This is a genomic window from Kribbella flavida DSM 17836 (assembly GCF_000024345.1).
GTDB lineage: Bacteria > Actinomycetota > Actinomycetes > Propionibacteriales > Kribbellaceae > Kribbella > Kribbella flavida.
This window is the reverse complement of the sequence record NC_013729.1, coordinates 1,368,912-1,395,223: the sequence shown is the minus strand read 5'-3', so window position 1 is coordinate 1,395,223 and position 26,312 is coordinate 1,368,912. Positions and strand designations below refer to the sequence as shown.

The 26,312-nt window shown below is 70.6% G+C and carries 24 protein-coding genes; 9 read left to right on the top strand and 15 right to left on the bottom strand.

All coding sequences use genetic code 11. The annotated features are described in order from the left end of the window. Window positions 1-35: 35 nt before the first annotated feature. From KFLA_RS06560 to KFLA_RS06545, 4 genes are read right to left on the bottom strand one after another with little or no spacing between them, the layout of a single operon-like run. Window positions 36-815, bottom strand: coding sequence for a 3-oxoacyl-ACP reductase (locus KFLA_RS06560; protein ID WP_012918987.1), 780 nt, complete (start codon window positions 813-815; stop codon window positions 36-38). After that, the gene (locus KFLA_RS06555; RefSeq protein WP_012918986.1) at window positions 816-2,174 is read right to left on the bottom strand and encodes an aldehyde dehydrogenase family protein; all 1,359 of its coding nucleotides are present in this window, start codon (window positions 2,172-2,174) and stop codon (window positions 816-818) included. Beyond that, the gene (locus KFLA_RS06550; RefSeq protein ID WP_012918985.1) at window positions 2,171-2,893 is read right to left on the bottom strand and encodes a gamma-glutamyl-gamma-aminobutyrate hydrolase family protein; all 723 of its coding nucleotides are present in this window, start codon (window positions 2,891-2,893) and stop codon (window positions 2,171-2,173) included. Before KFLA_RS06550 ends, KFLA_RS06555 begins: the two co-directional genes overlap by 4 nt. Continuing rightward, a complete protein-coding gene (locus tag KFLA_RS06545) occupies window positions 2,874-4,238 on the bottom strand; it encodes a glutamine synthetase family protein (protein WP_041289845.1) in 1,365 nt (454 codons plus the stop codon). The genes KFLA_RS06550 and KFLA_RS06545 overlap by 20 nt, the downstream gene beginning before the upstream one ends. Window positions 4,239-4,388: 150 nt before the next feature. Between KFLA_RS06545 and eat the strand changes: the two genes are divergently transcribed. The 3 genes from eat to KFLA_RS06530 all read left to right on the top strand — a co-directional run bounded on the left by eat (window position 4,389) and on the right by KFLA_RS06530 (window position 8,519). Continuing rightward, window positions 4,389-5,828 carry an ethanolamine permease gene (gene eat / locus KFLA_RS06540; protein ID WP_012918983.1) on the top strand — a complete coding sequence of 480 codons (1,440 nt, stop codon included), beginning with the start codon at window positions 4,389-4,391 and terminating at the stop codon, window positions 5,826-5,828. Window positions 5,829-6,068: 240 nt separating this feature from the next. Then, window positions 6,069-7,004, top strand: coding sequence for a zinc metalloprotease (locus KFLA_RS06535; RefSeq protein WP_012918982.1), 936 nt, complete (start codon window positions 6,069-6,071; stop codon window positions 7,002-7,004). Between the two features lie 372 nt (window positions 7,005-7,376). Next, window positions 7,377-8,519, top strand: a complete 1,143-nt coding sequence (locus KFLA_RS06530; RefSeq protein WP_012918981.1) for a D-alanyl-D-alanine carboxypeptidase family protein — start codon at window positions 7,377-7,379, stop codon at window positions 8,517-8,519. Window positions 8,520-8,662: 143 nt separating this feature from the next. Here the strand turns inward: KFLA_RS06530 and KFLA_RS06525 are convergent, their stop codons facing one another. From KFLA_RS06525 to KFLA_RS06490, 8 genes are all read right to left on the bottom strand, one after another. Continuing rightward, a complete protein-coding gene (locus tag KFLA_RS06525; RefSeq protein WP_012918980.1) occupies window positions 8,663-9,793 on the bottom strand; it encodes a YihY/virulence factor BrkB family protein in 1,131 nt (376 codons plus the stop codon). A 44-nt stretch (window positions 9,794-9,837) separates the two neighbouring features. After that, complete coding sequence (locus KFLA_RS06520; protein ID WP_012918979.1) at window positions 9,838-10,350, bottom strand: 2'-5' RNA ligase family protein; 513 nt, start codon at window positions 10,348-10,350, stop codon at window positions 9,838-9,840. A gap of 235 nt (window positions 10,351-10,585) precedes the next feature. Then, window positions 10,586-11,617, bottom strand: coding sequence for an iron-siderophore ABC transporter substrate-binding protein (locus tag KFLA_RS06515; RefSeq protein ID WP_012918978.1), 1,032 nt, complete (start codon window positions 11,615-11,617; stop codon window positions 10,586-10,588). Window positions 11,618-11,672: 55 nt separating this feature from the next. After that, window positions 11,673-13,022 carry an N-acetylglucosamine/diacetylchitobiose ABC transporter substrate-binding protein gene (ngcE, locus tag KFLA_RS06510; RefSeq protein WP_012918977.1) on the bottom strand — a complete coding sequence of 450 codons (1,350 nt, stop codon included), beginning with the start codon at window positions 13,020-13,022 and terminating at the stop codon, window positions 11,673-11,675. A 100-nt stretch (window positions 13,023-13,122) separates the two neighbouring features. Further along, window positions 13,123-14,049, bottom strand: coding sequence for a carbohydrate ABC transporter permease (locus KFLA_RS06505; RefSeq protein ID WP_012918976.1), 927 nt, complete (start codon window positions 14,047-14,049; stop codon window positions 13,123-13,125). A gap of 10 nt (window positions 14,050-14,059) precedes the next feature. After that, the gene (locus tag KFLA_RS06500) at window positions 14,060-14,971 is read right to left on the bottom strand and encodes a carbohydrate ABC transporter permease (protein ID WP_012918975.1); all 912 of its coding nucleotides are present in this window, start codon (window positions 14,969-14,971) and stop codon (window positions 14,060-14,062) included. 39 nt (window positions 14,972-15,010) lie between these two features. Then, window positions 15,011-16,435: an N-acetylglucosamine/diacetylchitobiose ABC transporter substrate-binding protein gene (gene ngcE, locus KFLA_RS06495; RefSeq protein ID WP_012918974.1), complete on the bottom strand. Its 1,425-nt coding sequence runs from the start codon at window positions 16,433-16,435 to the stop codon at window positions 15,011-15,013. Between the two features lie 22 nt (window positions 16,436-16,457). Then, complete coding sequence (locus tag KFLA_RS06490) at window positions 16,458-17,267, bottom strand: sugar isomerase domain-containing protein (RefSeq protein ID WP_012918973.1); 810 nt, start codon at window positions 17,265-17,267, stop codon at window positions 16,458-16,460. 209 nt (window positions 17,268-17,476) lie between these two features. Here KFLA_RS06490 and KFLA_RS06485 point away from each other — a divergent pair, with 209 nt between their 5' ends. Together KFLA_RS06485 and KFLA_RS35390 are read left to right on the top strand one after the other, a co-directional pair. Beyond that, on the top strand, window positions 17,477-18,541 hold the full coding sequence (locus tag KFLA_RS06485; RefSeq protein WP_012918972.1) for an N-acetylglucosamine kinase: 1,065 nt from the start codon (window positions 17,477-17,479) through the stop codon (window positions 18,539-18,541). 69 nt (window positions 18,542-18,610) lie between these two features. Then, complete coding sequence (locus KFLA_RS35390) at window positions 18,611-19,156, top strand: RDD family protein (RefSeq protein WP_049797277.1); 546 nt, start codon at window positions 18,611-18,613, stop codon at window positions 19,154-19,156. Here KFLA_RS35390 and KFLA_RS06475 read toward each other — a convergent pair. Next, a complete protein-coding gene (locus tag KFLA_RS06475) occupies window positions 19,055-19,702 on the bottom strand; it encodes a response regulator (protein WP_012918971.1) in 648 nt (215 codons plus the stop codon). The genes KFLA_RS35390 and KFLA_RS06475 overlap by 102 nt on opposite strands. Window positions 19,703-19,772: 70 nt before the next feature. Then, window positions 19,773-21,041, bottom strand: a complete 1,269-nt coding sequence (locus tag KFLA_RS06470) for a sensor histidine kinase (protein WP_158307264.1) — start codon at window positions 21,039-21,041, stop codon at window positions 19,773-19,775. Between the two features lie 219 nt (window positions 21,042-21,260). On the opposite strand from KFLA_RS06470, the gene KFLA_RS06465 reads away from it, so the two are divergent. Beyond that, on the top strand, window positions 21,261-21,659 hold the full coding sequence (locus KFLA_RS06465) for a DUF805 domain-containing protein (protein ID WP_012918969.1): 399 nt from the start codon (window positions 21,261-21,263) through the stop codon (window positions 21,657-21,659). A gap of 11 nt (window positions 21,660-21,670) precedes the next feature. Beyond that, window positions 21,671-23,410 carry an alpha/beta fold hydrolase gene (locus tag KFLA_RS06460; RefSeq protein WP_012918968.1) on the top strand — a complete coding sequence of 580 codons (1,740 nt, stop codon included), beginning with the start codon at window positions 21,671-21,673 and terminating at the stop codon, window positions 23,408-23,410. A gap of 55 nt (window positions 23,411-23,465) precedes the next feature. On the opposite strand, the gene KFLA_RS06455 is transcribed toward KFLA_RS06460, so the two are convergent. Continuing rightward, complete coding sequence (locus KFLA_RS06455; RefSeq protein WP_012918967.1) at window positions 23,466-23,843, bottom strand: YciI family protein; 378 nt, start codon at window positions 23,841-23,843, stop codon at window positions 23,466-23,468. Window positions 23,844-24,086: 243 nt separating this feature from the next. On the opposite strand from KFLA_RS06455, the gene KFLA_RS06450 reads away from it, so the two are divergent. Together KFLA_RS06450 and KFLA_RS35385 are read left to right on the top strand one after the other, a co-directional pair. Then, window positions 24,087-24,935 carry an alpha/beta fold hydrolase gene (locus KFLA_RS06450; RefSeq protein ID WP_012918966.1) on the top strand — a complete coding sequence of 283 codons (849 nt, stop codon included), beginning with the start codon at window positions 24,087-24,089 and terminating at the stop codon, window positions 24,933-24,935. A 107-nt stretch (window positions 24,936-25,042) separates the two neighbouring features. Then, window positions 25,043-26,278 (top strand): serine/threonine-protein kinase, encoded by a 1,236-nt coding sequence (locus tag KFLA_RS35385; RefSeq protein WP_012918965.1) that lies wholly within the window; start codon window positions 25,043-25,045, stop codon window positions 26,276-26,278. Window positions 26,279-26,312: the final 34 nt, after the last annotated feature.

Below are 26,312 nucleotides of genomic sequence, written 5' to 3'. Positions count from 1 at the left end.
CTCCCTTCAAAGGGGGGTGCGGGTGGTGGCGGGGGTCAGAGGGGGGTGACGTACGCCGCGGAGATGCCGCCGTCGACCAGGAACGTGTTCGCGGTGACGAAGGACGCGTCGTCGGAGGCGAGAAAGGCCACCGCGGCCGCGATCTCCTCGGGTTCGCCGAAGCGGCCCATCGGCACGTGCACCAGCCGCCGCTGAGCCCGCTCCGGATCGGCCGCGAACAACTCCTGCAGCAGCGGCGTGTTCACCGGCCCCGGGCACAAAGCGTTCACCCGGATCCCCTGCCGGGCGAACTCCACACCCAGCTCCCGGCTCATCGCCAGCACGCCGCCCTTGGACGCGGAGTACGAGATCTGCGAGGTTGCGGCGCCCATCACCGCGACGAACGATGCCGTGTTGATGATCGAGCCCTTGCCCTGGCGCTGCATGTACGGGATCGCCGCCTTGCAGCAGAAGTACACCGAGGTCAGGTTGACCTCCTGGACCTTGCGCCAGGCGTCCAGCCCGGTCTCCAGGATCGACCCGTCCTGCGGCGGCGAGATGCCGGCGTTGTTGAAGGCGATGTCGACCGCGCCGTAGGTGTCGAAGGCCTGCCGGAACAGGTTCTGCACGGCCGCCTCGTCGGTGACGTTGGTCGGCACGAACAGGCCGCCCACCTCGTCGGCGGCGGTCTTGCCGGCTTCGGGGTCCAGATCGCCGATCACCACCTTCGCGCCCTCGGCCGCCAGCCGGCGCACGCCGGCCAGGCCGATCCCGCTCGCGCCACCGGTGACCACCGCCACCCGGTCCTCGAGGCGGTGTGCCTTCACGTCAGTCATTCAGTCCTCCGTGCTGATGAAGATGTTCTTGGTCTCGGTGAACGCGGCCAGCGCGTCCGGGCCGAGCTCGCGGCCGAGCCCGGACTGCTTGAAGCCGCCGAACGGCGTCGAGTAGCGCACCGAGGAGTGCGAGTTGACCGACAGGTTGCCCGCCTCGAGTCCCCGGCTCACCCGCAGCGCACGCCCGACGTCCCGGGTCCAGATCGACCCGGACAGCCCGTACGCCGTGTCGTTGGCGCGCCGGATCGCGTCCGCCTCGTCCTCGAACGGCACCACCACCACGACCGGGCCGAAGATCTCCTCGGTCAGCGCCGGCGAGTCCGCCGCGAGCCCGGTCAGCACGGTCGGCGGGAACCAGAACCCGGGCCCGTCCGGCGCCGGCCCGCGGAACGCGACCGCGCCCTCGTCGACGTACGCCGCGACCCGCTCCCGCTGCCGCGCGGAGATCAGCGGGCCCATCTCCGTCGCCGGGTCGGCCGGGTCGCCGACCCGCAGATTCTTCACCGCCGGCTCCAGCAGCTCCAGGAACCGGTCGTGCACCGACCGCTCGACCAGGATCCGCGACCGCGCGCAACAGTCCTGCCCCGCGTTGTCGAACACCCCGTACGGCGCCTGCGCGGCGGCCTTGTCCAGATCCGCGTCCGCGAACACCACGTTCGCCGACTTGCCGCCGAGCTCCAGCGTCACCCGCTTGACCTGGTCGGCGCAGCCGGCCATGACCTGCTTGCCGACGCCCGTCGACCCGGTGAAGACCACCTTGCGCACGGCCGGATGGGTGACGAAGCGCTGCCCCACGACCGTGCCCGCGCCGGGCACGATCTCCAGCACTCCTGGTGGGATCCCGGCCTCCAGGGCCAGCTCGCCGAGTCGCAGCGCGGTCAGCGGGGTCAGCTCGGCCGGCTTCAGCACCACGGTGTTGCCCGCCGCCAGCGCGGGCGCGAAGCCCCAGCCGGCGATCGGCATCGGGAAGTTCCACGGCACGATCACGCCGACCACACCGAGCGGCTCGGCCACGGTCAGGTCGATGCCTCCGGCAACAGGGATCTGGCGGCCGAACAGGCGTTCCGGCGCGGCGGCGTAGTAGTGCAGCACGTCCCGCACGTTGCCGGCCTCCCAGCGGGCGTTGCCGATCGTGTGACCGGCGTTCTCCACCTCCAGGGCGGCCAGGTTCTCCAGGTCCGCGTCGACCGCGTCGGCGAACCGGCGCAGCAGCCGGCCGCGATCCGCCGGGGCGATCCCGCGCCAACTGGTGAACGCCTCGGCGGCCCGGGCGATCGCTGCGTCGGCCTGCTCGACCGAGGCCAGCTCGACCGTGCGGACCACCTTCTCGGTGGCCGGGTTGATCACGTCGTAGGTCACCGGGTTCGTCTCCTCAGGGCTTCGTCGACCAGAGCGGTGAACAACCGCAGGTCGTCGGGATTCTCCTCGGGATGCCACTGCACCCCGAGCGCGAAGGCCTGGCCGGTCACCTCGGCCGCCTCGACCGTGCCGTCGCCGGCGCGAGCCGTGACCTGCAGGCCGGGCGCGACGCGATCGAGAGCCTGGTGGTGGTAGCAGTGCACGGTGGTCCGGTCTCCGAACAGCCGGCTGGTCAGCGTGCCGTCGTCGATCTTCACGTCGGTCCGGCCGAAGATCGCGGGCGACGGCCGGTGCTCGTCGTGACCGACCGCCTCGGGAAGGTGCTGCTGCAGCGTGCCGCCCAGGGTGACGTTGAGCATCTGCAAACCGCGGCAGATCGCAAGCAACGGCAGGTCGGCGGCCAGCGCCGCCCGGATCAGGATCGCCTCGTGCTCGTCGCGCCCCCGCCTGGTGCCGACCGTCTCCGGATGCGGCACGGCGTCGTACGAGCCGGGGTCGACGTCGCAGCCGCCCGCGATCACCAGACCGTCCAGCACGTCCAGGACCGACGGGTCGGTGCCGACCGGCGGCAGCAGCAGCGGTACGCCGCCGGCCGCGACCACGGAGTCCAGGTACACCCGGGGCAGCAGCGCCGCGTCCCGCTCCCAGACACCCCAGATGGTGGGCTCGAGGTACGTCGTGATGCCGATTCTCGGGGTGTCAGAGGCGCTCGAAGCCACGGATGCGCTCCCAGTCGGTGACCACGGCGTCGTAGGCGTCCAGCTCCACCCTCGCCGCGTTGAGGTAGTGGTCGACCACGTCGTCACCGAACGCCTCGCGGGCGATCTTCGACCCGCCGAACAGCGCGGACGCCTCCCGCAGCGTCGTCGGCACGTGCGGTTTGTCGCTGGTGTAGGCGTTGCCGGCCAGCAGCGGTTCCAGCTCGAGCTCGTTCTCGATCCCGTGCAGGCCGGACGCGATCAGGGCGGCGACGGCGAGGTACGGGTTCACGTCGCCGCCGGGCAGCCGGTTCTCGACCCGCAGCGACTGGCCGTGGCCGACCACCCGGAGCGCGCAGGTGCGGTTGTCCAGGCCCCAGGCGACCGCAGTCGGCGCGAAGCTGCCGGGCTGGAACCGCTTGTAGGAGTTGATGTTCGGCGCGAGCAGGTAGGTGAGCTCCGGCAGGCAGGCGAGCTGGCCGGCGATGAACTGCTCCATCAGCAGGCTGAAGCCGTGCTCCCGGTCACCGGCCAGCACCGGCTCGCCGCCAGGCCCGCGAAAGCTCAGGTGGATGTGGCAGGAGTTGCCCTCGCGCTCGTCGTACTTGGCCATGAAGGTCAGGCTCTTGCCGTGCTTGGCGGCGATCTCCTTCGCCCCGGTCTTGTAGATCGAGTGGTTGTCGCAGGTGGCCAGCGCCTCGGCGTACCGGAACGCGATCTCCTGCTGGCCGAGGTTGCACTCGCCCTTGGCCGACTCGACGTACAGGCCGGCGCCCTCCATCGCGATACGGATGTCGCGCAGCAGCGGCTCGATCCGGGAGGTGCCGAGCAGTGAGTAGTCGACGTTGTACTGGTTCGCCGGGTCGAGGTCGCGGTAGGACTGGGACCAGGCCTGCTCGAAGGTGTCGTTGAAGACGATGAACTCCAGCTCGGTCCCGACGTACGCCGTCAGGCCGCGCTCGGCGAGGCGGTCGAGCTGGGCCTTGAGGATCTGCCGAGGGCTGGCCGGCATCGGTTGCCCGTCGAGCCACTGGACGTCGCAGAGCACCAGCGCGGTGCCGTCGAGCCAGGGCAGCAGGCGCAGCGTGTCCAGGTCGGGCGCCATCAGCAGGTCGCCGTACCCGCTCTCCCACGACGACATCGCGTAGCCGTCGACGGTGTTCATGTCGACGTCGACCGCGAGCAGGTAGTTGCAGCCCTCGGTGCCGTGCTGCACGACCTCCTCCAGGAAGTAGCGCGCGCCGCAGCGCTTGCCCTGCAGCCGGCCCTGCATGTCGGTGATCGCGACCAGCACGGTGTCGATCTGGCCGCCCGCCACCAGGTCCCGCAGCTCCTGCACGGTCAGCTTGCCGGTTGTGAAGGCCACGGTCGCTCCCGGGTTCATTGGTCTGCGGACAGTCCATTGACGCAACTGCCCGGGCCGATGTCAATGTGGCGTTTCCCTTGACAGCACCCCGGTCCGCGAGGAACCTCGTGGCCATTCCTAGTGGTATGCCCGTAGACCATTGGAGCCACCATGAGCCGGAAGACCTCGCGCGTCGACTACCAGCAGGTGGGCAAGGAGTACCTGGAGCAACGGCAGTTGCGGCGCGGCGCGGCCGGCTGGGTGCTGCTGGCCGGGCTCGGGGTCGCCTACGTCATCTCCGGCGACTTCGCCGGCTGGAACTTCGGGCTGGCCGAGGGCGGCTGGGGCGGACTGCTGATCGCCACCGTGCTGATGGCCACGATGTACAGCTGCATGGTGTTCGGGCTGGCCGAGCTGGCCTCGGCGATCCCGGTCGCCGGCGCCGGCTACGGGTTCGCCCGGCGGGCGCTCGGCCCGCTCGGCGGGTTCGCCACCGGCACCGCGATTCTGATCGAGTACGCGATCGCGCCGGCCGCGATCGCCACCTTCATCGGCGGCTACGTCGAGGCGCTCGGGCTGTTCGGGCTGACGTCGAGCTGGCCGGTCTACCTGGCCTGCTACGTGATCTTCGTCGGCATCCACCTGTACGGCGTGGGCGAGGCGCTGCGGCTCACCCTCGCCATCACCGCGATCGCGGTCGTCGCACTGGTGGTCTTCGTGATCGCGATGATCCCGAAGTTCGACGCCGGCAAGCTGTTCGACATCGTGCCGAACGACGCCGCCGGGGCGAACGAGTTCATCCCGTTCGGCTACGCCGGGGTGCTGGCGGCGCTGGTCTACGGGATCTGGTTCTTTCTCGCGGTGGAAGGGGTCCCGCTGGCCGCCGAGGAGGCCCGCGACCCGCGCAAGGACATGCCCCGCGGCATCATCACCGCGATGGGCATCCTGCTCGTCTTCGCCGGCCTGATCCTGGTCTTCAGCGCGGGCGGTGCCGGGTCGTCGGTCATCGCCGAGTCGGACAACCCGCTGCCGCTGGCGTTGCGGACCGCGCTGGGCGGGGACCCGTGGATCGCCGACTTCGTCAACTACGTCGGCCTCGCCGGTCTGGTCGCCAGCTTCTTCTCGATCGTCTACGCCTACTCCCGGCAGCTGTTCGCGCTGTCCCGGGCCGGGTACCTGCCGCGCTTCCTGTCGGTCACCGGCAAGCGCAAGACGCCGTACCTGGCCCTGGTGGTGCCCGGCGCGATCGGCTTCCTGCTCGCCGCGATCACCCAGGACGGCGCGCTGCTGATCAACATCGCGGTCTTCGGCGCGACGGTCTCGTACGTGCTGATGATGCTCGCCCACATCGTGCTGCGCGTCCGCGAACCCGGCCTGGAGCGGCCCTACCGCACCCCCGGCGGCGTCGTCACCACCGGCATCGCCCTGGTGCTGGCCGTCACCGCCGTCGTCGCCACCTTCTTCGTCGACGAACTCGCCGCCGCCATCACCGCGGGGTTGTTCCTGGTCGCCCTCGCCTACTTCTGGTTCTACAGCCGCCACCACCTGGTCGCCTCCGCCCCCGAGGAGGAGTTCGCCGCCATCCAGCAGGCGGAGTCGGAGCTTTCCTGAACCGCACGGAACGGCCAACCACAACAGCAAAGAGCACCACGCAAACAGAACAGCAGTCGGATGGTCAGTGGCTGAGGCCCGCGACCAGCTTCAGGTTCGCTCGCCCTCGAGCGGGCCCGCGGCGTAGTACTGCCGTGGCACTGGTGGGACGGGGTTGGGGGTGGCGGATCGGCGGGAGGACGCTGAAAATCGGCTGATTCGGCCGCACCGCCCAAGCAGCCCGATCTGGAGGAGCGCGTCATGCGATCTTTCGTTCCCCGTCCCCTGGCCGTGCTGCTGGCCGGTACGGCGCTCGCGTTCAGCCCGCTCGGTGGTCAGGCGACCGCGAAGTTGCCCGCCGAAGGGCTGTCCAACCCGTGCTTCACCCCGGCCGACCCGACGTCGGCGCGCGGTGGCCAAGAAGCCGACCACCGCGAGCTGAGCGTCGCCGAGCAGAAGGCGATCGAGGCGCGCACCGCCGAACTGGTCGCCGCCAAGCGGGCCCGCGGGCTCGCCCCCGCGGCCGGCAGACTGGCGGCCGCGAACGTGCCGGTCTACATCCACGTGATGCGCAGCAGTTCCGGCGCCGGCGACGTGACCAGCACCCAGATCTCCCAGCAGATCGCCGAGCTGAACCAGAACTTCGCCGGTGGCGAGTCCTCCCAGGCCGCGAACACCGGCTTCACCTTCACGCTGGCCGGGACCTACCGGTACAACAACGACCAGTGGCACCGCGACCAGCAAAGTACGACGTACCGGTCGCAGACCCGCAAGGGCGGCAAGAACGCGCTGAACATCTGGCTGGTCAACTTCAGCTACCTCGGCATCGCCACCTTCCCGTGGGACTACGCGCGCAACCCGAGCATCGACGGCGTCCGGGTGCAGTACAGCTCGCTGCCGGGCGGCTCGTCGGCGAACTTCAACCTCGGCAAGACCGCGACCCACGAGGCCGGGCACTGGTTCGGGCTCTACCACACGTTCCAGGGCGGCTGTACGTCGACGAACGACTCCGTCGCCGACACCCCGGCGCAGAGCAGCGCGACCAGCGGCTGCCCGACCGGCCGGGACTCGTGCTCGCTGCCGGGCCTGGACCCCATCCGCAACTACATGGACTACTCCTACGACTCCTGCTACAACCAGTTCACCCCGGGCCAGAGCACCCGAATCAGCAACATGTGGACGGCGTACCGCGCCTGACGCCACCCCCGCCCCCAACCCCGGCTTCGGCTTGAGCGCCGGCCCCGGCTCCAGCGCCAGCTCCAGGGTTAGGGCCAGGTCCGGCTCCGGCGCCAGCTCCAGGGCCAGGTCCGGCTCCAGCGCCGGGGCCGACTCCAGCCCCGCCCCGGCGCCTCCGCCGACCGCCTCAGCGCACTCTGATGGGTTAACCCGTCGGAGACAGGGTTGGCCCATCGGAATTTGGTGGGCCAACCCTGCACTTCGGGGGTCAACCCATCAGACGCGGCGCGCCGCGGGGGAACGGGCTCGGACGGCGGGGACGGGAGCTGGGGGCGAGGGGGAACGGGGTGGCGGGGGTGACTGGTGGACCGGGGGTTGTCTAGAGTGCCGCCGATGCGTGTCCTCCTGACGGCCGGCGCCGCCACCGTGATGCTGGTGGCCGGTCCGCTCACAGCGACCGCCGCCGGCCAGGGCTCGCGGAGTCCGGTGGGCGGCGCGCAGCTGACCACGGGGTCGACGGTCGTCGCCGCCGGAGCGACACCGCCGGCCGTGCACGCGTCGGCGTACGTCGTCGCGGACATCGGCACCGGCGCCGTGCTCGCGGCCAAGGCGCCGCACGCGAAACTGCGCCCCGCCAGCACGCTCAAGACGCTGACCGCGCTCGTCCTGCTGCCCCGGCTGAACAAGAAGGACGTCGTCGTCGGCACCAACCAGGACGCCGGCATCGTGGGCAGCAAGGTCGGCGTGTACCCGGGACTGCGGTACTCCGTCGACCTGCTGTTCGAGGGCATGTTCCTGGCCTCCGGCAACGACGCCGTGAACGCCCTGGTCCAGCACGACGAAGGCGGTACCGCGGGCACGGTCCAGCGGATGAACAAGCTGGCCGCCGACCTCGGCGCGCTCGACACCCACGTCACCGATCCGACCGGGCTGGACGCCGACGGGCAGGTCTCGAGTGCGTACGACCTGGCCCTGTTCGCCCGGGCGGGGCTGGCGCGGCGCGACTTCGCGAAGTACGCGGCGACGAAGTACACGAACTTCCCGCTCGCCGAGTCCGGCACCTACCAGGTCGCGAACCAGAACAAGCTGCTGTTCAACTACGACGGCGCGCTCGGGGTGAAGACCGGTTACACGACGCTGGCGCGCAACACCTTCATCGGGGCCGCCCGGCGCAACGGGCACACGCTGGTGGTGACGATGCTGAACTCGCCGCACGGCGTCACCGGGGACGCGACCGAGCTGCTCGACTGGGCCTTCCGCAACTACAGCACGCTCACCCCGGTCGGCACGCTGGCCCGGCCGACGGCGGCCGAGGAGACGAGCGGGCGGAACACGTCGAAGAAGGGCCCGGTCGCCCCACCACTGCCGAACCGCAGCCGGACGGTGCTGGCACCGGGTCAGGCCGTCCAGGCGATCGTGTTCCGGATCCCGGCCTGGGCGTACGCCGCGCCGGCGTTCCTGCTGCTCGCGCTGGTCCTGCGCCGGCCCCGGGCCCTCCGCGCCCACAGCCGCCGCCCCAAGGGCCGACGCCACTAGCCGCCGTTCTGCCTGCCCCGCCGACTCTGGTGGGTTAACCGTTGAGACCCATGGTTGGCCCATCGGAATTCGGTGGGCCAACCATGCCCGTGGTGGGTTGACCCACGAGAGTGCGCCGGGGGCGCGGTGGGCGGGATCGCGCGTCAGCGGCGCAGGGAGCGGGCGGCGCGGGAGAGCTGGACGGTGATGGCGGTGGCGGTCGCGCCCAGCAGCGCGCCGGCGGCGACGGCCACGGTGTCGGCCTTGCGGGCCGGGATCGGGACCACCTTGAACTTCTTGCCCGGCGGCCCCGGCAGCAGCCCGTTCTCGTCCGGCGCCGGGTCGGTGGAACCGTTCGAGCGCCGGCGCGGCGGGCTGACGGCGTACTCGTCGGTCTCGAACGGCATCGCCGCCCGGGCCGCCTCCTCGGCCTCGCCGGTGTGCCAGCGGTGGTCCAGCGTCGCTTCCTTCGTCCAGGCGGCGATCAGCATGATCGCCCGGGTCATCAGGTAGATCCACACCAGCAGGGCCAGCGGCAACGCCAGCGTCCCGTACGCCGCGTTGTTGCCGATCACGTTCTTCACGTAGCTGTTGCCGAGTCGCTGGGCCAGGTAGAACAGCACCCCACCGACCAGCGCGGCGATCATCGCCACCTTGCGCGGCAGCAGGATCCGCGGCATCGCGGTCTGCAGGTAAAGGAACAGCAGTGCCCCGGCCGCGACGCCGACCAGGATGCTGATCAGGCCGATGCCCCACCGGGCCAGCCAGGTCCCGTCCAGGCCGACCCACTCGACGATCTTGTCGGACAGCCCGACCAGCACCGACGACGCACCCGTCGCGATCAACCCGATCAGGCCGAGGCCGATCAGCGCGCCGAGATCGAACACCTTGAGCTTGACCACGTTGCCGGGCTGGTCGTCCAGCTCGTGCATCGACCGGATCGAGGCGCGCAACGAGTCGATCCAGCCCAGACCGGTGAGCAGCAGCGAGACCCCGGAGACCAGCCCGATGGCGCCGGCGTTGCTGATCAGCGTGTCCAGGTCGATCTGTTCGCCGATGCCGGGCAGGTTGGTCGCGATCGCCTTCTTCAGCCGGTCGACCGCCGACGGGTCCAGCAGCTTGCCGGTGACCGCCGCCGTCAGCACGATCAGCGGGAACATCGAGAGAAAGCCGAAGAAGCTGGTGGCCCCGGCGAGCCGGTTGCCGCGCCGGTCGCCGTACCGCTTCCAGGCCCGCCACAACTGCGTGCGGCTGAACCGTGCCCAGACCGCCTGACCCCGTTCTTTGACGCCCATGGATCTCCTGTACCCCGACCGCGGAGTACTAGTGCTCCGCGGTTCTAGCCTGCCAGCGGGAAGTCGCGTTGCGGGCGCCACACGCCGTCGGCGCCGTGCTCGTAGCGGCTGAACGCGTCGACGTCGAAGGCGCAGTCGTAGTCCGCGAGCGTGTCGTACGCCCGGTCCAGGGACTCCTTGTCCAAGTCGTGCGCGACCGTCACGTGCGGGTGGTACGGGAAGCGCAGCTCGACCTGCAGCGGGCCGGACCGGACCTGGGACTGCAGCACCTCGCAGGACGAGATGCCCTCGGCCAGCGTCACGAACACCACCGGCGAGATCGGCCGGAAGGTCGCCGTACCGCGCAGCCGGATCCGGAAGCTCGGGAACCGGGCGGCCAGCTGCAGCAGGTGCTCGTCGATCGCCGGCAGGTCCTCGTCGGCCACCTCGGTCGGCGGCAGCAGCGTCACGTGGGTCGGGATCGACGACGCCATCGGGTCGCCGAAGTCCGCCCGGTACTTCTGCAGCTCGGAGCCGTAGGGTTCCGCGATCGGGATCGCGACACCGATCGTCGCCATCCGGCGCCTACCGGCCCGGCACCGGGACGAACCCGGCGTCCGGACGCGGCCCCCGGTGCACCCGGGCACCGAGGGAAAGAACCTGCGCGAACGACCCGGCCGGGCGCGGCGAGCGCCCCGAAAGCCCGGTCCGCCCAGGGGTGACGTCGGGAGCGGCTGCTGACATACCCCCGATTCTGCCAGCGCCCGCCCACCGAGCCACACCCGGGCGGTGTCGCCTTGGTCATAAGGCCGGTCAGGCGGTGGTGGCGGGATCGCCGTCGACGGCGGCGGCGAGCTTCGGGACGAGCTGGTCGAGCACGATGGGCAGGCTGAGGACGGAGACGAAACTGGTCGCGCCGTACAGCGCGTCGTCGTGGTTCTCCTCGACGAAGACGTCACGGCCCTGCTTGCGGACGGCAAGGTTCTTGTAGAGCGGGTCGTTCTGCAACTTCGCCGTGCCGCCCTTGGTCGGGAACCAGACCAGCGCCTGCTGGTCGAGCAGCGTGATCCGCTCGGCGCTGAGGTTGCCGCCGAACTTGCCGCCGAGCAACTGGTCGAGCCCGCTCGGCAGGCGGAAGCCGAGGTCGGTCAGCAGCCGCGAGCGCGGGTCCTGGCTGCCGTAGACGAAGTAGCCCTCGTACGGCGTCGCCATCAACGCCGGCTTGTCCTTGAACTCCGGGTGCTCGGCCCGCACGGTGGCGAACCGCTGCTCGATCCCCTGCACCAACTCGTCGGCCTGCCGCGGCTTGCCGACCGCCTGGCCGACGGTCCGCGCGACGTCCTGCCAGGCCACCCCGTAGTCCGGTACGCCGGCCGGCTGCGCCACCGTCGGCGCGATCGCCGTGAGCTTCTGGTAGTCGTCGGCCGAGATCCCCGAGTACATCCCGACGATCAGGTCCGGCGCCAGCGCGGCGATCTTCTCGAACTGGATGCCGTCCTTGTCGCGCAGCACGGTCGGCACTTGCGCGTCGCCGAGCTTCTCCTTCGCCCACGGGAACAGCGCGCCGGGCTTCTCCCCGAACCACTCGGTGGTGCCGACCGGAACCACCCCCAGCGCGAGCAGCGCGTCCTGCTCGACCAGTCCGACCGTCACCACCCGCTTCGGCTCCGCCTTGAGCTCCGCGGTGCCGTACTTGTTCTTGATCGACACCGGGAACGCGCCGGACTCCGCCGAGGACGCCGCCCCGGGCTGGGCCGCGGAGTCCGGCTCGTCACCGGACCCGCAGGCGGTGAGCGCGAGCAGGGGAACGACGAGCAGCGCGAGCGGCCGCAGCAGAGAACGCATCGAAGATCCTCACGAGTTAGGTTGCCCTAACCTTACCGAGGCGGAGAGTGCCGGGTCAGTCGCGGTGGTACTTCGTGATGTTCCGGTCCTGCTTGATCCGGTCCGCGGCCGCCTGGACCCGGGCCGCCCACTCGTCGACCCGGAACGCCCCGGCGAGGAACTGCCCGGTCAGCTCGCCGGCGGTCTTGCCGAACGCCGGGTACCAGTCGGCGAAGTACCAGGTGATCGCCTGGTCCCCGGCCGCGCTGAGCAGGTCCCGGGCCGACCGGAGCGCCGTACCGATCTCCTGGCCGTCGGCGCCGCCGCGGACGACCGTCAGCCGGTTGGTCTCGGCGGTGACCTGCGCGGCGACCTCCTTGGACAGCATCGCCCGCAGGTACTCCACGCCGCCGGACCCGTTCTTGCCCTTGGCTGCGACCACCAGCGGCGCGGTCGGCGCGACGTGCACCCCGCGGGGCAGCGCCGGGGACCCGTCCAGCGGCGGCAGGCCGAACATGGTCAGGCCGAAGTTCGGCGGGATCACCGACTTCATCTCGTTCTCCAGCCAGTTGCCGCACGGCAGCAGGCCGGCCTTCGAGCGCATCAGCAGCGTCTGCGAGCCGGTGTGGTCCAGGTTCGTGCTGCCGGTGGCGATCAGCCCGCGCCGGGTCAGCTCGCCGAACGCGGTGATCGCTCGGGTGACGCTCTGGTCCTTCCAGGCGCCGTCCTCGAGGTTGTCGATCCGCTTGACCACGTCGTGCCCGCCGGTCTTGGCCGCGAGCGTGAGCACGGCCTCCAGCACGTAGTACGGGTGCATGCCGGCGTAGGTGAACGGGCCGACGCCGACCGCCTTCATCTCCGCGCCGAGCGCCAGCAGTTCCGGCCAGGTGCGCGGCACGTCCCAGCCGTGCTGCTGGAACAGGCGGGCGGAGTACCAGAGGCCGTAGACGTCGACGAGATAGTTGAGGGCACGCAGCGTCCCGTCGTACCGGCCGGAGTCGAGCAGGCCCGGCAGCATCGCGTCCTCGACGGCCACGCCGGGGTTGTCCCAGGACGGTGCGCTCAGCAACGGCCCGAGGTCGGTCAGGTGCCCGTCCGCGACCAGCCGGCTGACGCTGAGCGCCTTCTCCCCGGTACTCAGCACGACGTCCGGCGGGCTGCCCGCGGCGAACCGCGACTGCAGCAGGTCCCGCAGCTGCTTGGTCGGCGTCACCGACACCGTCGCCTGCGCGAACTTCCTCCGGTACTGCGGCGCCGCGAACCCGCCGTACTCCTCGGAGACCATCACCTCCAGCGGCAGGTCTCCGGACACGGCGAACGGGTTGTCCGCCGTACGGGCCGGGCCACCGGATGGCTCGTTCGAGGAGCAACCGCTCAGCAGGGCGCCCGCCAGCGCCCCCTGCAACACCGTCCGCCGCTTCAGCACGTCCCGCACCCTAACGGGTCTGTGCCGGCACGTTGAACACGTGCGCGGGACCGTGAACAGGAAACAGCATGTCCACGGTCCCGCGTCGGTGTTCAGGCAGTTACTTGAGCGTCGCGCCGGTGAGACCGGCCTGCACCTGGCGGTAGAAGATCAGGTAGACGACGATCACCGGGACCATCGCGATGGTGAGCGCGGCGAACAGCGTGCCCCAGTCGTTCTCGTACCGCTGGCTGCCGAGCAGGGTCGCGATGCCCTGCGACAGCACCGGCTTCTCCGGCGACAGGAACGACGGCAGCACGAACTGGTTGAACTGGCCGAGCACGTTGAAGATGCCGACGCTGATCAGGCCGGGCTTGGCCATCGGCAGCATCACCCGGAAGAACGTGGTGGCGTGCGACGCGCCGTCGACCAGCGCGGCCTCGGCGATCGAGGTCGGCAAGGTCCGGAAGAACGCGTGCATGAAGAACACCGTGAACGGCAGCGAGTAGGCGATGTAGACCAGGATCAGGCCCTGGTACGTCGACACCATGTCGAAGCCCTTGACGACGAAGAACAGCGGCACGATCGCCAGGAAGGTCGGGAACATCATCCCGGCCGCGAACAGGTAGTAGATGAAGCGGTTGCCGGGGAACTCGTAGCGGGCCAGCACGTAGGCCACCATCGAGCCGAACAGCATGGTGCCGAAGACACCGCCCGTGACCACCACGACGCTGTTGAACAGGTAGTCGCCGACGCCCTTGTCCCAGGCCTTGGAGAAGTTGCTCCAGAGCAACTCCTTGGGCAGCGCCCAGGGGTTGTCGCCGAAGATCTCGCCGGTGCTCTTCACCGACGCGATCAGCGCCCAGAGGAAGGGCACCACGACCAGGATGCTCCAGGCGATCAGCACCGTGTGGGAGAAGACGTTGACCGGGCTGAACACCCGGTCCTTGCCGCCGGCGGGCTGGATCCGCGGCGGCTTGCCGCTGCCCTTTCCGCCGCCCTGGTCCGCCTGCTCGGCCGGGCCCTTGACGTCGATCTGCACAGTCATCGAGTGTCCCTCAGTATTCGATCCGGTCGCGCCGGGTGGCCCGAAGCATGATGGCCGCGATGATCAGCGTCAGGAAGAACAGCACCACACCCATCGCCGACGCGTAGCCGGCCCGGCCGTACTGGAACCCGTTGTCCGCGATCTGCAGCCCCATCACCTGGGTCGAGTTATCCGGACCACCGGGCCCGGCCGTCATCACCGCGACCAGGGCGTAGGCGTCCAGCGCCAGGATGGCCAGGTAGACCCAGGCCGTCTGGATGGTGTCCCACAGCAGCGGCAGGGTGATCCGGAAGAACGTCGCCGCCCGGCCGGCGCCGTCGATGATGGCAGCCTCGAAGATGTCCTTCGGGATGCCGGACATCGCGGCGTTGAACAGCACCAGGTAGAACCCGACACTGCCCCAGATCATCACCCACATCACGCAGTACAGCGCGAGGTCGGGACTGGCCAGGTACTCCGACGAGCCGAGCCCCAGCCGGCGGGTGACCGAGTTGGCCAGCCCGTTGTCGGTGGAGTTCATCACCACCGACCAGATCACCGCGATGACCGGGACGGACAGGACCTGCGGGAAGAAGAACGCGAGCTTGTAGAAGCCGTTCCCCCGCACCCCCTGCACGCCCGCGCTGTTCGCCCGCCCACCTACGTTGAGCAGGTAGGCGAACGTCAGCGCGAGCAGGATCGTGATCAGCGGCACGCCGATCAGCAGCACCACGTTGTTCCCGAGCGCCGTCCGGAAGACGGCGTCGCGGGTCAGGGTCTTGAAGTTCTCCAGACCCACGAACTCGAACTTCGGTGAGATTCCCGTCCAGTCCGTCAACGAGTAGTAGAACGCCTGGGCGAACGGTGAGATCACGAAGATCGCATACAACGCCAGTGGGATCGCGAGGAAGCTCGCGACAAACCGGTAACTGCCGTGCCGCATCTCTCTCCTTCAGAGCAGGGGGGCGGAGGATCAGCTCAGTCAGCTGCGGGTCTGCTTCTTGGTCTTCGGGTCCTTGGCCGTGTCGTCGGCGATCTTCTGCGCCCGGTTGCAGAACTCGTCGGCCGTGATGCGCGCGGCGGCGAGCTCGCCGTAGACGCTACGGATCGGCTTGTCCATGGTCGAGTACCAGGTGGCGAAGTACGTCACCCAGTTGTTCGTGCCGCCGCTGGCCAGCAGTGCGCTGGACGACGCCGCGCCCGGGCTCAGCTTGAGGCCCTCGCCCGCGCCCTTGACCACGGTCGGCGACCCGGTCAGCTCGGTGAACTTGCCCGCGGCCTCCTTCGAGAGCATGATCCGCAGGTACTCCAGGCCGCCGGCCTTGTTCTTGGCCTTGGCCGGCACGATGAAGTTCTCACCGGCGCTGATCTGGGTGCAGTCGACCGGCAGCTTCGCGCCGTCGAGCAGCGGGGTGTAGGCCGCGGTGGTCTCGAAGTCCTTCGGCGCCACCGGCTTCTGCTCGTTCTCCAGCCACGAACCGCTGGGGATGAACGCCGCCTTGCCCTGGTTCCAGGCCGTCTGGGACTGGATGTGGTCCAGGCCCTCGGTGCCCTGCATGATGTAGCCCTTGCCCTTGAGCTCGAGCAGCGCCTCGGCGGCGAGCTTGATCGACGGGTGCTTCCAGGCGTTCGGCTCGAGCGAGTCGATCGCCTTGATGACCTCCGGGCCACCGTGCTTGACGGCCATGTCGAGCAGGATCTGGCCGATGTAGTACGGGTGCTTGCCCTGGTGGGCCAGCGGCGCGATGCCGGCCTTCTTGATCTCCTCGCACAGCGCGAGGAACTCGGTCCAGGTCTTGGCCGGCTGCCAGCCCTTCTCCGCGAACAGCTTCTTGTTGTACCAGAGCGCGTAGACGGTCAGCACGTAGTCCAGGACCAGCGGCTTGCCCTCGAGCATCGCGGCCTCGAGCGTGATCGGCTCGACGGTGTCGCGGACCTTCTTGTTCGGGTCGTCGATCGACGGCGCGTCGAACAGCTCGGTCAGGTCGGCCAGCTGACCGGTGCTGGCCAGCGTCGACATCGGCAGCAGCGAGGCGCCGGAGTTGTCGATCACGTCCGGCGGGTTGCCGCCGTTGAAACGCGGCTGCAGCTGCGGCGTGATGTCGGTGATGCCGGCGTGCTTGATCTCCGCGGCGCCGTACTTCTTCTTGTACAGCGCCTGGTGCGCCTTGGCGTAGTCGTCGCCGTAGCCGCCCTTGAAGATGACGACGTCCAGCGGGTCGGAGTCCTTCACGCCGAACGGGTTGTCGTTCGTCTTCTCCGCGCCGCCGCCGCCGCTGCCGGCGTCGTCCTCGCTGCCCCCACTGGCGCAGCCCGCGAGCAGCGTGCTGCCCCCGGTGGCCATCAGGGTTCCGACGGCCGCGCGCTGCAGGAACAGCCGCCGCGACAGGTTGTTGGGAGTGGTCATGGTCCCGCCTTCCGAGAGTGTTTCAGGCAGTACGACGGATCCGGCCGGCGTACCGTGCTTCAAGGGCGTGGTTGTGGTCGTCGCCGCCCGGGATGTTCGCGGACAGGTAGACCGGTGGGGTCTCGCCGGCTTCGCTGAACCGGCGCAGGACCTCGGCCACCAGCATCTGCGCAATCAGCGCCGCGGTGATGGACGACACGGCGCAGACCTTGCCGAATCCCGGCAGGTCCAGCACGGAATCGCCGTACGGTGCGTGGTTGTCGAGCACGACGTCGGCGAAATCGATCAGTTTCTTGCCCGACGGGTGGCGCGAGTCCACTCCGGCGGTGTGCTGCAGGGAGGTGATCGCGATCAGCGGGTGCCCCTGCTCCTTCACCACACCGGCCAGCTCGACGATCGAGCCGTTGACGCCGGAGTTGGAGGCGATCACGAACACGTCGCCCGGTCGCGCGGCGGACAGCTCGTAGAGCTTGCGCGAGTACGACGGGTCGCGCTCCAGCTCGCCGCCACGCAGCAGCTCGGGCGACTCGCCGCCGAGCAGCACCAGGTCGCGCAGGGCGATCCGGTTGGTGGCGATCAGTCCGCCGGCCCGGCCGGCGATCTCCATCGCCAGCGCCTCGGAGTGGCCGGAGCCGAAGGCCTGGATGACGCCGTTCGCGCGCAGCGCGGTGACGAACAGGTCGGCCGCCTGCTGGATCGGGCCGTCGATCTGCTCGGTCACCGCCGCCATGATCGGCGTCAGCGCGTGAACATACGACTGCGCACTGACGCCGCCGGCGCCGGCCGCGGTGCCCGCGTGCGCGCCGGTGCTGCCGTCTGCCGTACTGGCCATCAGAGGCCCCACCCCTCGACTAATGTGTTCGCCGCGACACTCCTGGTGCCGACAAGTGCGCAAGTTTGCGGTTTGCTGGACAGAACTTTTCTCACCTGACAGCTAAAGTCAAGGCTCATCTCACTCTTCTCCCCAGATCGGGACCGTTGCGTGACCTTGCTTGCAGTTGTTCATAACTAGCCCCGTTTGAGCAGTTTGGAGCACCGCCTATGCCCGTCGAACGCCCGCTCCCGGAACCACGGGGCACAGTGGTCCTGATACCGGCCGGCGCACTGGTCCTGGGCGGCGACCTCGGCGGTACCTCGACCCGGATCGCGATCGCGGACCTGGAAGGCAACGTAGTCGGCCGCGGGGCCGCCGCGGGCGGCAACCCGACCAGTCATCCGGCCAGCGCCGCGGCGAACTTCGGTCAGGCGATCCAGCAGGCGCTGGCCGGCCTCGATCCGGCCCACCCGGTCGACCCGGCGATGGTGAAGACGGCGGTGATCGGCGTGGCCGGTGGATCCGCGCTGTCGCGGCCCGAGGTGCGGGCCCAGTTCGACGCCGCCTGGAGCGGCGCCGGCCTGGTCTGCGAGCCGCAGTACATCGGTGATCTCGAAGTGGCGTTCGCCTCCGGCACCCCGGCGGCCGACGGCGCCGTGCTGATCGCGGGCACCGGCAGCAACGCGGGTCTGGTCCGCGACCACCGGCTGGTGCGCACCGCCGACGGCCACGGCTGGCTGCTCGGCGACGACGGCTCCGGCTTCTGGCTCGGCCGCGAGGCGATGCGCAGTGTGCTGCGCGCTCTCGATCTCGGCGAGCCGATCGGGCCGTTGGGCGAAGCGGTGGTCCGGGCTGTGCTGCCGAACCGCGACGAGACCGCTGTAGCGGAGCGTGAGGGGTACGACCGGCTGCGTGACGACCTGATCCGCACCGTGAACTCCCGTCCGCCGGTCCTGCTGGCGGAGCTGGCCCGGACCGTCGTCACCGCCTGCGACGCCGGCGACGAGACCGCGTACGCGTTGGTGAAACGCGCAGCCGAACTGCTCACTGAGACCGTCGGCCGGCTGCGGACAACGTCGGACAACGGTCCGCTGGTGCTCGCCGGCAGTGTCGCGGGCGAGTCGTCCCCGGTCGGCCGGCTGATCCGGCAGAGCATCCGCGACCATTTCGACGGTGAGGTGCTGACCGCCCGCGACGGCGTCGGCGGCGCCACCTGGCTGGCTCTCGGTGCCCTCGACCCGGGACTGGCCAGCGGCGAGAACCACACCCGGCTGGTCACCCCGCCTGCCTGACCCGACCTCGGTGTCTGCGGGCGCAGACGCGACGACCGGGTGGTCAGCGGTGGATGTGATGATGGCACCGTGACCACGCTCAGCCGCGCGTCGACCCAGGTGGTGCTCCGGCGCTGTGTCCAGTGGACGATCGACCTGCTGATGGTGATGGTCGTGGCGCTGACCCTGGCGGCCGTCGCCACCGTGCTGGCGGTCTGGCTCGGTCTGGAGGGCCGGCCGATCCTGCACTTCGCGATCGGCGCCTACATCGCCGCCGCGATCGTGGCGTCGGCCCTGAACGAGGTGGTCCTGCCGACCCGGACCGGGGCCACCGTCGGGATGGAGGTCACCGGCCTGCGCGTCGTGACGCTGCAGGGCACCCGGCCGACGATCGGCCGCTACGTCGTCCGGCATCTGCTCTGGGTCGTCGACGGCCTGTTCTGGGGTGCCGCCGCGCTGGCCGTGATGGTGTTCACCCCGTACCACCAGCGGGTCGGTGACCTGGTCGCCGGCACGGTGGTGGTGCGCAAGCCGTCAGCCGACGAGCCGGTTCTCCCAGGCCCAGACCGCGAGCTCCGTCCGGTTGCGCAGCCCGAGCTTGCGCTGGGCGCTGGCCAGATGCGACTTGACGGTTGAGAGTGACACCACCAGTTCCTCGGTGATCTCCCCGTTGGTCCTGCCCCGGGCCACGGCGCGCACCACGTCGGCCTCGCGCTCGGTCAGCGGGTGCGGGCGGGCGGTCCGCGGCGCCGCCGCCTGGGTGAAGTGCTCGAGCAGCCGGGCGGTGACCGACGGCGACACCATCGACTCGCCGTCGGCCGCGGCCCGCACCGCCTCGACCAGCAGGTTCGGTCCCGCGTCCTTGACCAGGAACCCGCAGGCCCCGGCCCGGAGCGCGGCGTACACGTTCTCGTCGATGTCGTAGGTGGTCACCACGACCACCCGGCACGGGTCCGCGACGCCCGGCCCGGCCAGCAGCCGGGTCGCCTGCAGCCCGTCGATGAGCGGCATCCGGATGTCCATCAGGATGACGTCGGGCCGCAGCTCGCGAGCCAGCCGGACCGCCTGCTCGCCGTCGGCCGCCTCGCCGACGACCTGCAGCCCCGGCTCGGAGTCCAGGATCAGCCGGAAGCCGGTCCGGACCATCGCCTGGTCGTCGGCCAGCAGCACCCGGGTCACCATCGTCGGGTTCTCCCTCGGTCGGCTCGTCGCTTCGGTCCACTGGTCACCTCGACCGGCTGGTCGCTCCGGTCTACGGCCGGGCCGCGGTCCGGTCCGGGCCGATCGGTTGCCCGGGGCCCGCGTCGACCGGCAGCCGGGCGGTCACCCGCCACGGTCCGGCCGGGCCGGCGTCCGGGCCGCTGACCAAGGTACCGCCCAGCGCCCGGGCCCGCTCGGCCATGCCCAGCAGTCCGTACCCCTCACCCCGGACCGCCGGCGGCTCGACCTCGTTGACGACCTCGAGCAGCAGCGCCGAGGTGAGTCCCCGCCGTTCCAGCCGGGCCCCGACCTCGATCGGCGTCCCCGGTACGGCGTACCGGCGGGCATTGGTGACCGCTTCCAGCACGATCCGGTGCGCCGCGGTGACCACCGGACCGGGCACGCGTTCGCCGGCCAGCTCGTCGGTGATTGTCAGGCGGACCCGCGGATCGTTGCCGCAGGCATCCTTCAGCTCCGCCGTCAAGCGCCCGTCGCCGGCCGTCGCCGGCTCGCTGGACCGGTCGGTGCGCAGCATGCCGACCACCCGCCGCATGGCGGTCAGCGCCTCGCCACCAGCCTGCTCGATCTGCTGGTAGACCGTTTCCGCGGACCCCGGGCCGTCTCCCTCGCCGCCGCCGCGTCGCCGCCCCGCGACCACCCGGGCGCCTTGGGCGAGCACGACGATGCCGGTGATGTGGTGCGCCACGAAGTCGTGCAGCTCGCGGGCGAGCGCGACCCGCTCCGCCTCTCGGGCCGCCGCCAGGTTGGCGGCGTACCGGCCGGCCGAGTCGCGCAGGACCAGGCCCGTGCCCACCCCGGCGCCCCACAACAGAGCCTGCGGCACCGCGAGCAGGGCCCAGGGCGACCCGATGCCGAAGCGCAGCAGGGGCGCCGCGGTCATCGCGAGGCCCGCCAGGACGACCAGCGGAACGATCGTGCGGGCCGGCAGCCGGTGGCACGCGGCACCACAGAGCAGAGCCAGCGCGAGAGCTTCGGTGAGCGCCGGTTGCGCCTGGACCGGCGTACCGAACGCTGCGGCGAGCGCGGTCAATCCGCTGACCAGCAAGGACGCTCCGGCGATCACCACGGTGAGCAGGGCGACCCGGCCGAAGCGGCGACGCAGCACCGCGAGCACGCCGGCCGCCGTCCCGAGGGCCGGCGTGATGCCCGAGAAGGCGGTGGTGATCAGACCGTGGTCGGGTGCCGGCGTCCGCAGCGTGATCACCGTGTCGGCGACCGTGAGCAGGCCGAGCGCGACGATCTCCCCGACCAGCGGCATCCGCCGCGGCCGCGGACCGCGAGAGCTGGTGGCCGGCGTCACGGTCCCAGCATGCCTGGCCGGTAGGCGATTCCGCCTCGACTCCCCGGCCGAACCCGGCATCGGCCAAAAGGACGAGACGCCGCGGGCTCTTTCAGCCGTTCGGTGCTGCCCGGGCCCGGTCCGCTCGCCCTAGGTTCGGTGTGCCGGTGCGTTCGACGCGCACCGGAGGTCCGTGAAACCGCCCCGTCGAGTCACTCAACCTGTCACCGGAGTTCAGCTATGCGCTGGTATCTGACCGTTCTCACCAAGTACGCCGTGTTCCGCGGCCGGGCCGGCCGGGAGGAGTTCTGGTTCTTCACCCTGGCCAACCTGATCGTGTCGGTGCTGCTCGCGGTGGCCGACCGGCTGACCGGCGCCGACTGGCCGGCCGGCGTCGGACCGCTGCCGATCGGCCCGATCGAGGGTGTCTACACCGTGCTCGTCCTGCTGCCGACGCTGGCGGTCACCGTGCGCCGGTTGCACGACACCGATCGCAGCGGCGCCTGGCTCCTGCTCTACCTGGTGCCCGTCATCGGCTGGCTGGTGCTGCTGGTCCTGAACGCGCAGGCCGGCACCCGGGGCGACAACAAGTACGGCCCGGACCCGCGGCCGGCCGGTCTGGCCGCGTCCACCCTGTGAGGAAGGAAGTCATGACAGCACTACGTGCAGGCATCGCCGTGGCGAGCGCGGTCTCGTTGCTGGCGGCACTGAATCCGCTCGGTTCGGCCACCGCCGCCGAACCCGACCCCCTGGCCAGGTACACCGGTCAGCAGCTCAGCTGGACCGACTGCACCTTCAAGCCCGAGGTGCCGACCCAGTGCGCGCTGATGACCGTCCCCCGGGACTGGGCCGCGCCGGACGCCGGCAAGGACCTGAAGGTCTACGTGAGCAAGGTCGCCGCCACCGGGGACAAGGGGCTCTACCAGGGGGTGCTGCTGACCAACCCGGGCGGCCCCGGCGGCCAGGGCACCTCGATGGCTCCCTCGATCGCGAAGTTGCAGCCCAGCGTCAACGCGCAGTACGACGTACTCGGCATGGACCCGCGGGGAACGGGCCAGACGGGCGCTCCCGGGCAGGCCGGTCTGGGCATCACCTGCCAGGTGCCGGTCGGCCGGCTGCCGGAAGGGCCGCTGGACGCGCGGGACCGGTCGCGCAAGAGCATCAGCGACCACCAGCAGATTCCGCGGGTCGTCGCCGAGGCGTGCCAGAGTCAGGCCGACGCGCCGTACATCACGACCTGGCAGACCGCGCACGACATGGAGCTGCTCCGCCAGCTGAGCAAGGCGCCGAAGCTGAACTACGTGGGCTACTCCTACGGCAGCTGGCTGGGCGCGAAGTACGCGTCGCTCTTCCCGGCGTCCACCGGCCGGTTCGTGCTCGACTCCAGCGTGGACTGGCAGGGGCGGCTGCAGGCCGACTTCGAGGACTTCCCGCGGATGGGTCAGCGGCAGACCGAGAAGCTGTTCCTGCCCTGGCTGAACCGGATGCAGCCCGACGTCTTCGGGGACACCGTCGCCGAGGCGCAGAAGGTCATCGAGCAGGGCCGGGGCAAGGCCACGGCACTCGGCCTGGACCCGGACTCGTACGACAGCCTGTTCGCCGGCAACGGCAGTCAGTTGAGCTGGCTGCTGGTGATGCTGAGCCTGACGGTCATCATCAACGGCGACGAGGCCGGCGCGCAGAAGCTCGCGAAGCTGCCGGCCGCCGTGCGCGCGCAGCTGGACACGGTCTCCCGGCAGCGGTTCGGCGTGCCGGCCACGAAGCTGACCACCGCCGTGCTGGTCAAGGGCAACCTCGGTCAGGAGACCCCGGACTACGAGCAGCTCCCGATCACCCGGTTCGCGGTGGCCTGTGGTGACCAGCCGACCAAGTCGACCCAGTGGTACAAGCGGCTCAGCGACTGGCAGGGCCCGAAGTACCCGCTCTTCGGTTGGCAGTACGGCCTGGGCGAGGTCTGCGGGCCGTGGAGCGACACGCCGCGGCAGACCTTGCCCGACCTGCCGAAGTCGGTCCGGGACAACGTGCTCGTCGTCCAGGGCGAGTTCGACCCGCAGACGTCGTACGAGCAGGCGATGGCGGCGGTCCGCAAGGCGCCCGGCGTGGACGTGCTGCGGGTGGACGACAGCCCCTTCCACGGGCAGTACTCGAGCCAGGGCAACCCCTGTGTCGACGGTGTCGTCAACACCTACCTGCTGCACGGCTCGAAGACGGACAACAGCATCTGCCCGTCGGTCCCGCTGCTCGGCGAGAAGCAGGTGTACCCGGTCCACGGCCCGGTCGACCGGTACGCCGACAGCCGGCACGCGGTCCGGATGCCTTCGCCGGAGAACAGCCTGCTGCGGGCGCTGCTCGCCGACCAGATCTCGCGGGTGAACAGCCTCCTGCACTGATCAGCGGCAACACCCGAACCGGGGTCCTGGTGCGCGCACCAGGACCCCGGTGTCGTCATGCCTCGATCGGACGCAGCTCGATAGCGGCGAAGTGGGCTTCCGGGATGCGGGCGGCGATCTCCTCGGCCCGCTCCGGCGTGGCCACGTCGACGATGAAGACGCCGGCCAGCTGCTCCTTCGCCTCCGAGTACGGGCCGTCGGTCGTCGCCCGCACGCCCTGACGGATCCGGACCACCTTGGTCCGGGCCGGCGCTGCCAGCGGTTCGGCGGCGACCAGCTCGCCGGTCTCGGTCAGCTCGGCCAGCAGTTTCTCCAGCTGCTCGGTCAGCGCGTCCCGCGCGGACCGCGGCAGCGCCTGCGCCTCCTTGGTGCGCAGGAACGAGGGGTGTCCCCAGGTCTGCGGATTGCTGTGGATCAGTAGCACGTACTTCACGATCGTTTCCCTTCGTCGAACGGATCCTCTCGCAGCAGAGGTCGGAGGCCCGCGACTCCACTCGACATTTCCCGGGAGAACCCGCCACCTTGTGGGTCGTCCGGCGGAATTCGGGGTCCTGAACCCAGCAGGTGCTGGGTTGTCCCCTGAAGTGGCGCGGCGGGATGTCGGGGTGAAATGTCGAGCGGCGGTGGGGCGCCGCGACGTACCGTCCGACGAGTACCGCAACCAAGGAGTGACCTGGTGAACGAGACTGACCTGCGGCTGCCGGACGGCCGCACCCTGCACGTGTACGACACGCATCCCGGCGACGACGCTCGGGTCGCGGTGTTCTGGCACCACGGCACCCCGAACCTCGGCATGCCGCCGGAGCCGCTGTTCGAGGCGAGCGACCAGCTCGGGCTGCGGTGGGTGTCGTTCGACCGGCCCGGGTACGGCGGGTCGACGGTCGCCCCGGGCCGCACCACGGGCTCGGTCGGCCGAGACGTCGCTCACGTCGCCGACGCGCTGGGTATCGGCCCGTTCACGGTGATGGGCCACTCCGGAGGCGGCTCGTACGCGCTCGGCTGTGCCGCCGTCCTGCACGACCGGGTCCAGGCCGTCGTCAGCCTCGCCGGGCTCGCGCCGTACGGCGTACCGGGGCTGGACTGGTTCGGCGGGATGATCCCGTCGGGCGTGACCGCGCTGACCGCGGCCCGCGAGGGACGGGAGGCGCGGGCGGCGCTGGACGCGTCGGGCGAGCAGTACGACCCGGAGTTCGCGCCGGTGGACGAGGCGTTGTTCTCCGGTCCGTGGTCCTGGCTGGGCAAGGTGGCCGGCCCGGCGCTCGACGCGGGCCCGTACGGGCAGATCGACGACGACGTGTCGTACCTGCTGCCGTGGGGTGCCGAACTGGACGCCGTCACCGCACCGGTCCTGCTCCTGCACGGCGGACTGGACCGGATCGTGCCCGCCGCCCACTCGCGCTGGCTGGCCGCGAACCTCGCCGCCGCGGAGCTCGCCGAGCACCCGGACGACAGCCACATCTCGATCCTGCGCCACGCGGAACCGGCCCTCGACTGGTTGCGGGACCGGGCCGACCAGGCGCGGTGAACCTGCCGCCGCCGATCCTGTGCGTTCGCGGGCCTGCACGAACGGTCACCGCATGGCGGTCGGCGGCGATGGGTACGGGCTCGCGATGAGGCGAAAGGTGGGGGAACATGCTGGTCGCTGAGCGGTACCGGCTGGGCGAGCGACTCGGTCAGGGCGGGATGGGCGAGGTCTTCCGGGCGTCCGACGAGGTGCTGGGCCGGGACGTCGCGCTGAAGCTGCTGCTGCCGACCCGGCGCGACCCGGACGCCACCGCGCGGTTCCAGCGGGAGGCGCGGGCCGCGGCGACGCTGTCCGACCCGCACGTCGTCACGGCGTACGACTTCGGCCCGCACGACGGCGGCTACTTCCTGGTGATGGAGCTGGTCGAAGGCCGGACGGTCGCCGAGGAACTGCGGGAACGCGGGCCGTTCCGCGCGGATCGCGCCCTGGACGTGATCCGCCAGGCCGCGGCCGGCCTCGCCGCGGCGCACCGCCAGGACATCGTGCACCGCGACGTCAAGCCCGGGAACCTCCTGCTCACCCCGGACGGCACGGTGAAGATCACCGACTTCGGCATCGCCCGCTTCCTCACCGACACCACCACCACGCTGACCGCCACCGGGCAGGTGCTGGGCACCAGCTTCTACCTGGCACCGGAGCGCGCGACCGGGCAGCCGGCGGGCAAACCGTCCGACATTTACGCCCTCGGATGCGTGCTGTACCAACTGGTGACCGGGCATCCGCCGTTCCAGGGCGACCAGCCGGCCAGCGTGATGTACCAGCACGTGTCGACGGAACCGACGGCCCCGAGCCACCTGCGTCCGGAACTCAGCGGGCCGTTCGAGGAGCTGCTGTTCAGCATGCTCGCGAAGAACCCGGCCGACCGCCCGACCGCCCAGCAGATCGCCACCGGTACGACGGCGCAGCCGGTGGTCACGGGCGAGCTGATCCCGCCCGCACCGCTGCATCCGCACCGCCGGCGCAAGCTGATCGGCGTCGCGGCCGCGCTCGCGGTGGTCGCCGCGACCACGACCGGCGTCGTGCTGGAAACCCGCGGGCGGGAGCTGCCGGAGACCTCGAACCTCACTCCGGCGACCACCGACCCGAGCACCCCGGCCCGGCCGCCGGCGGCGAAGCCCTCCGCGAAGCCGACGCCCGTCCCGACCCGGCCGTCGACGTCGACGACGACCGTGTCCGACGACGATGACGACCAGCCGGTCGCTTCCACCCGGGTCCCGAAGGAGACCGACTCGGCGGCCGCCCCGGCCGAGGACAGACCCGGCAAGGGCAAGAGCAAGAACGCGGGCAAGAACGCGGACAAGGGCAAGGGCGCCGACAAGGTCGCCAAGTCCGGCAAGAACTGACGCGCGCCTCCACCACTCGGCAACCACGGCCAAA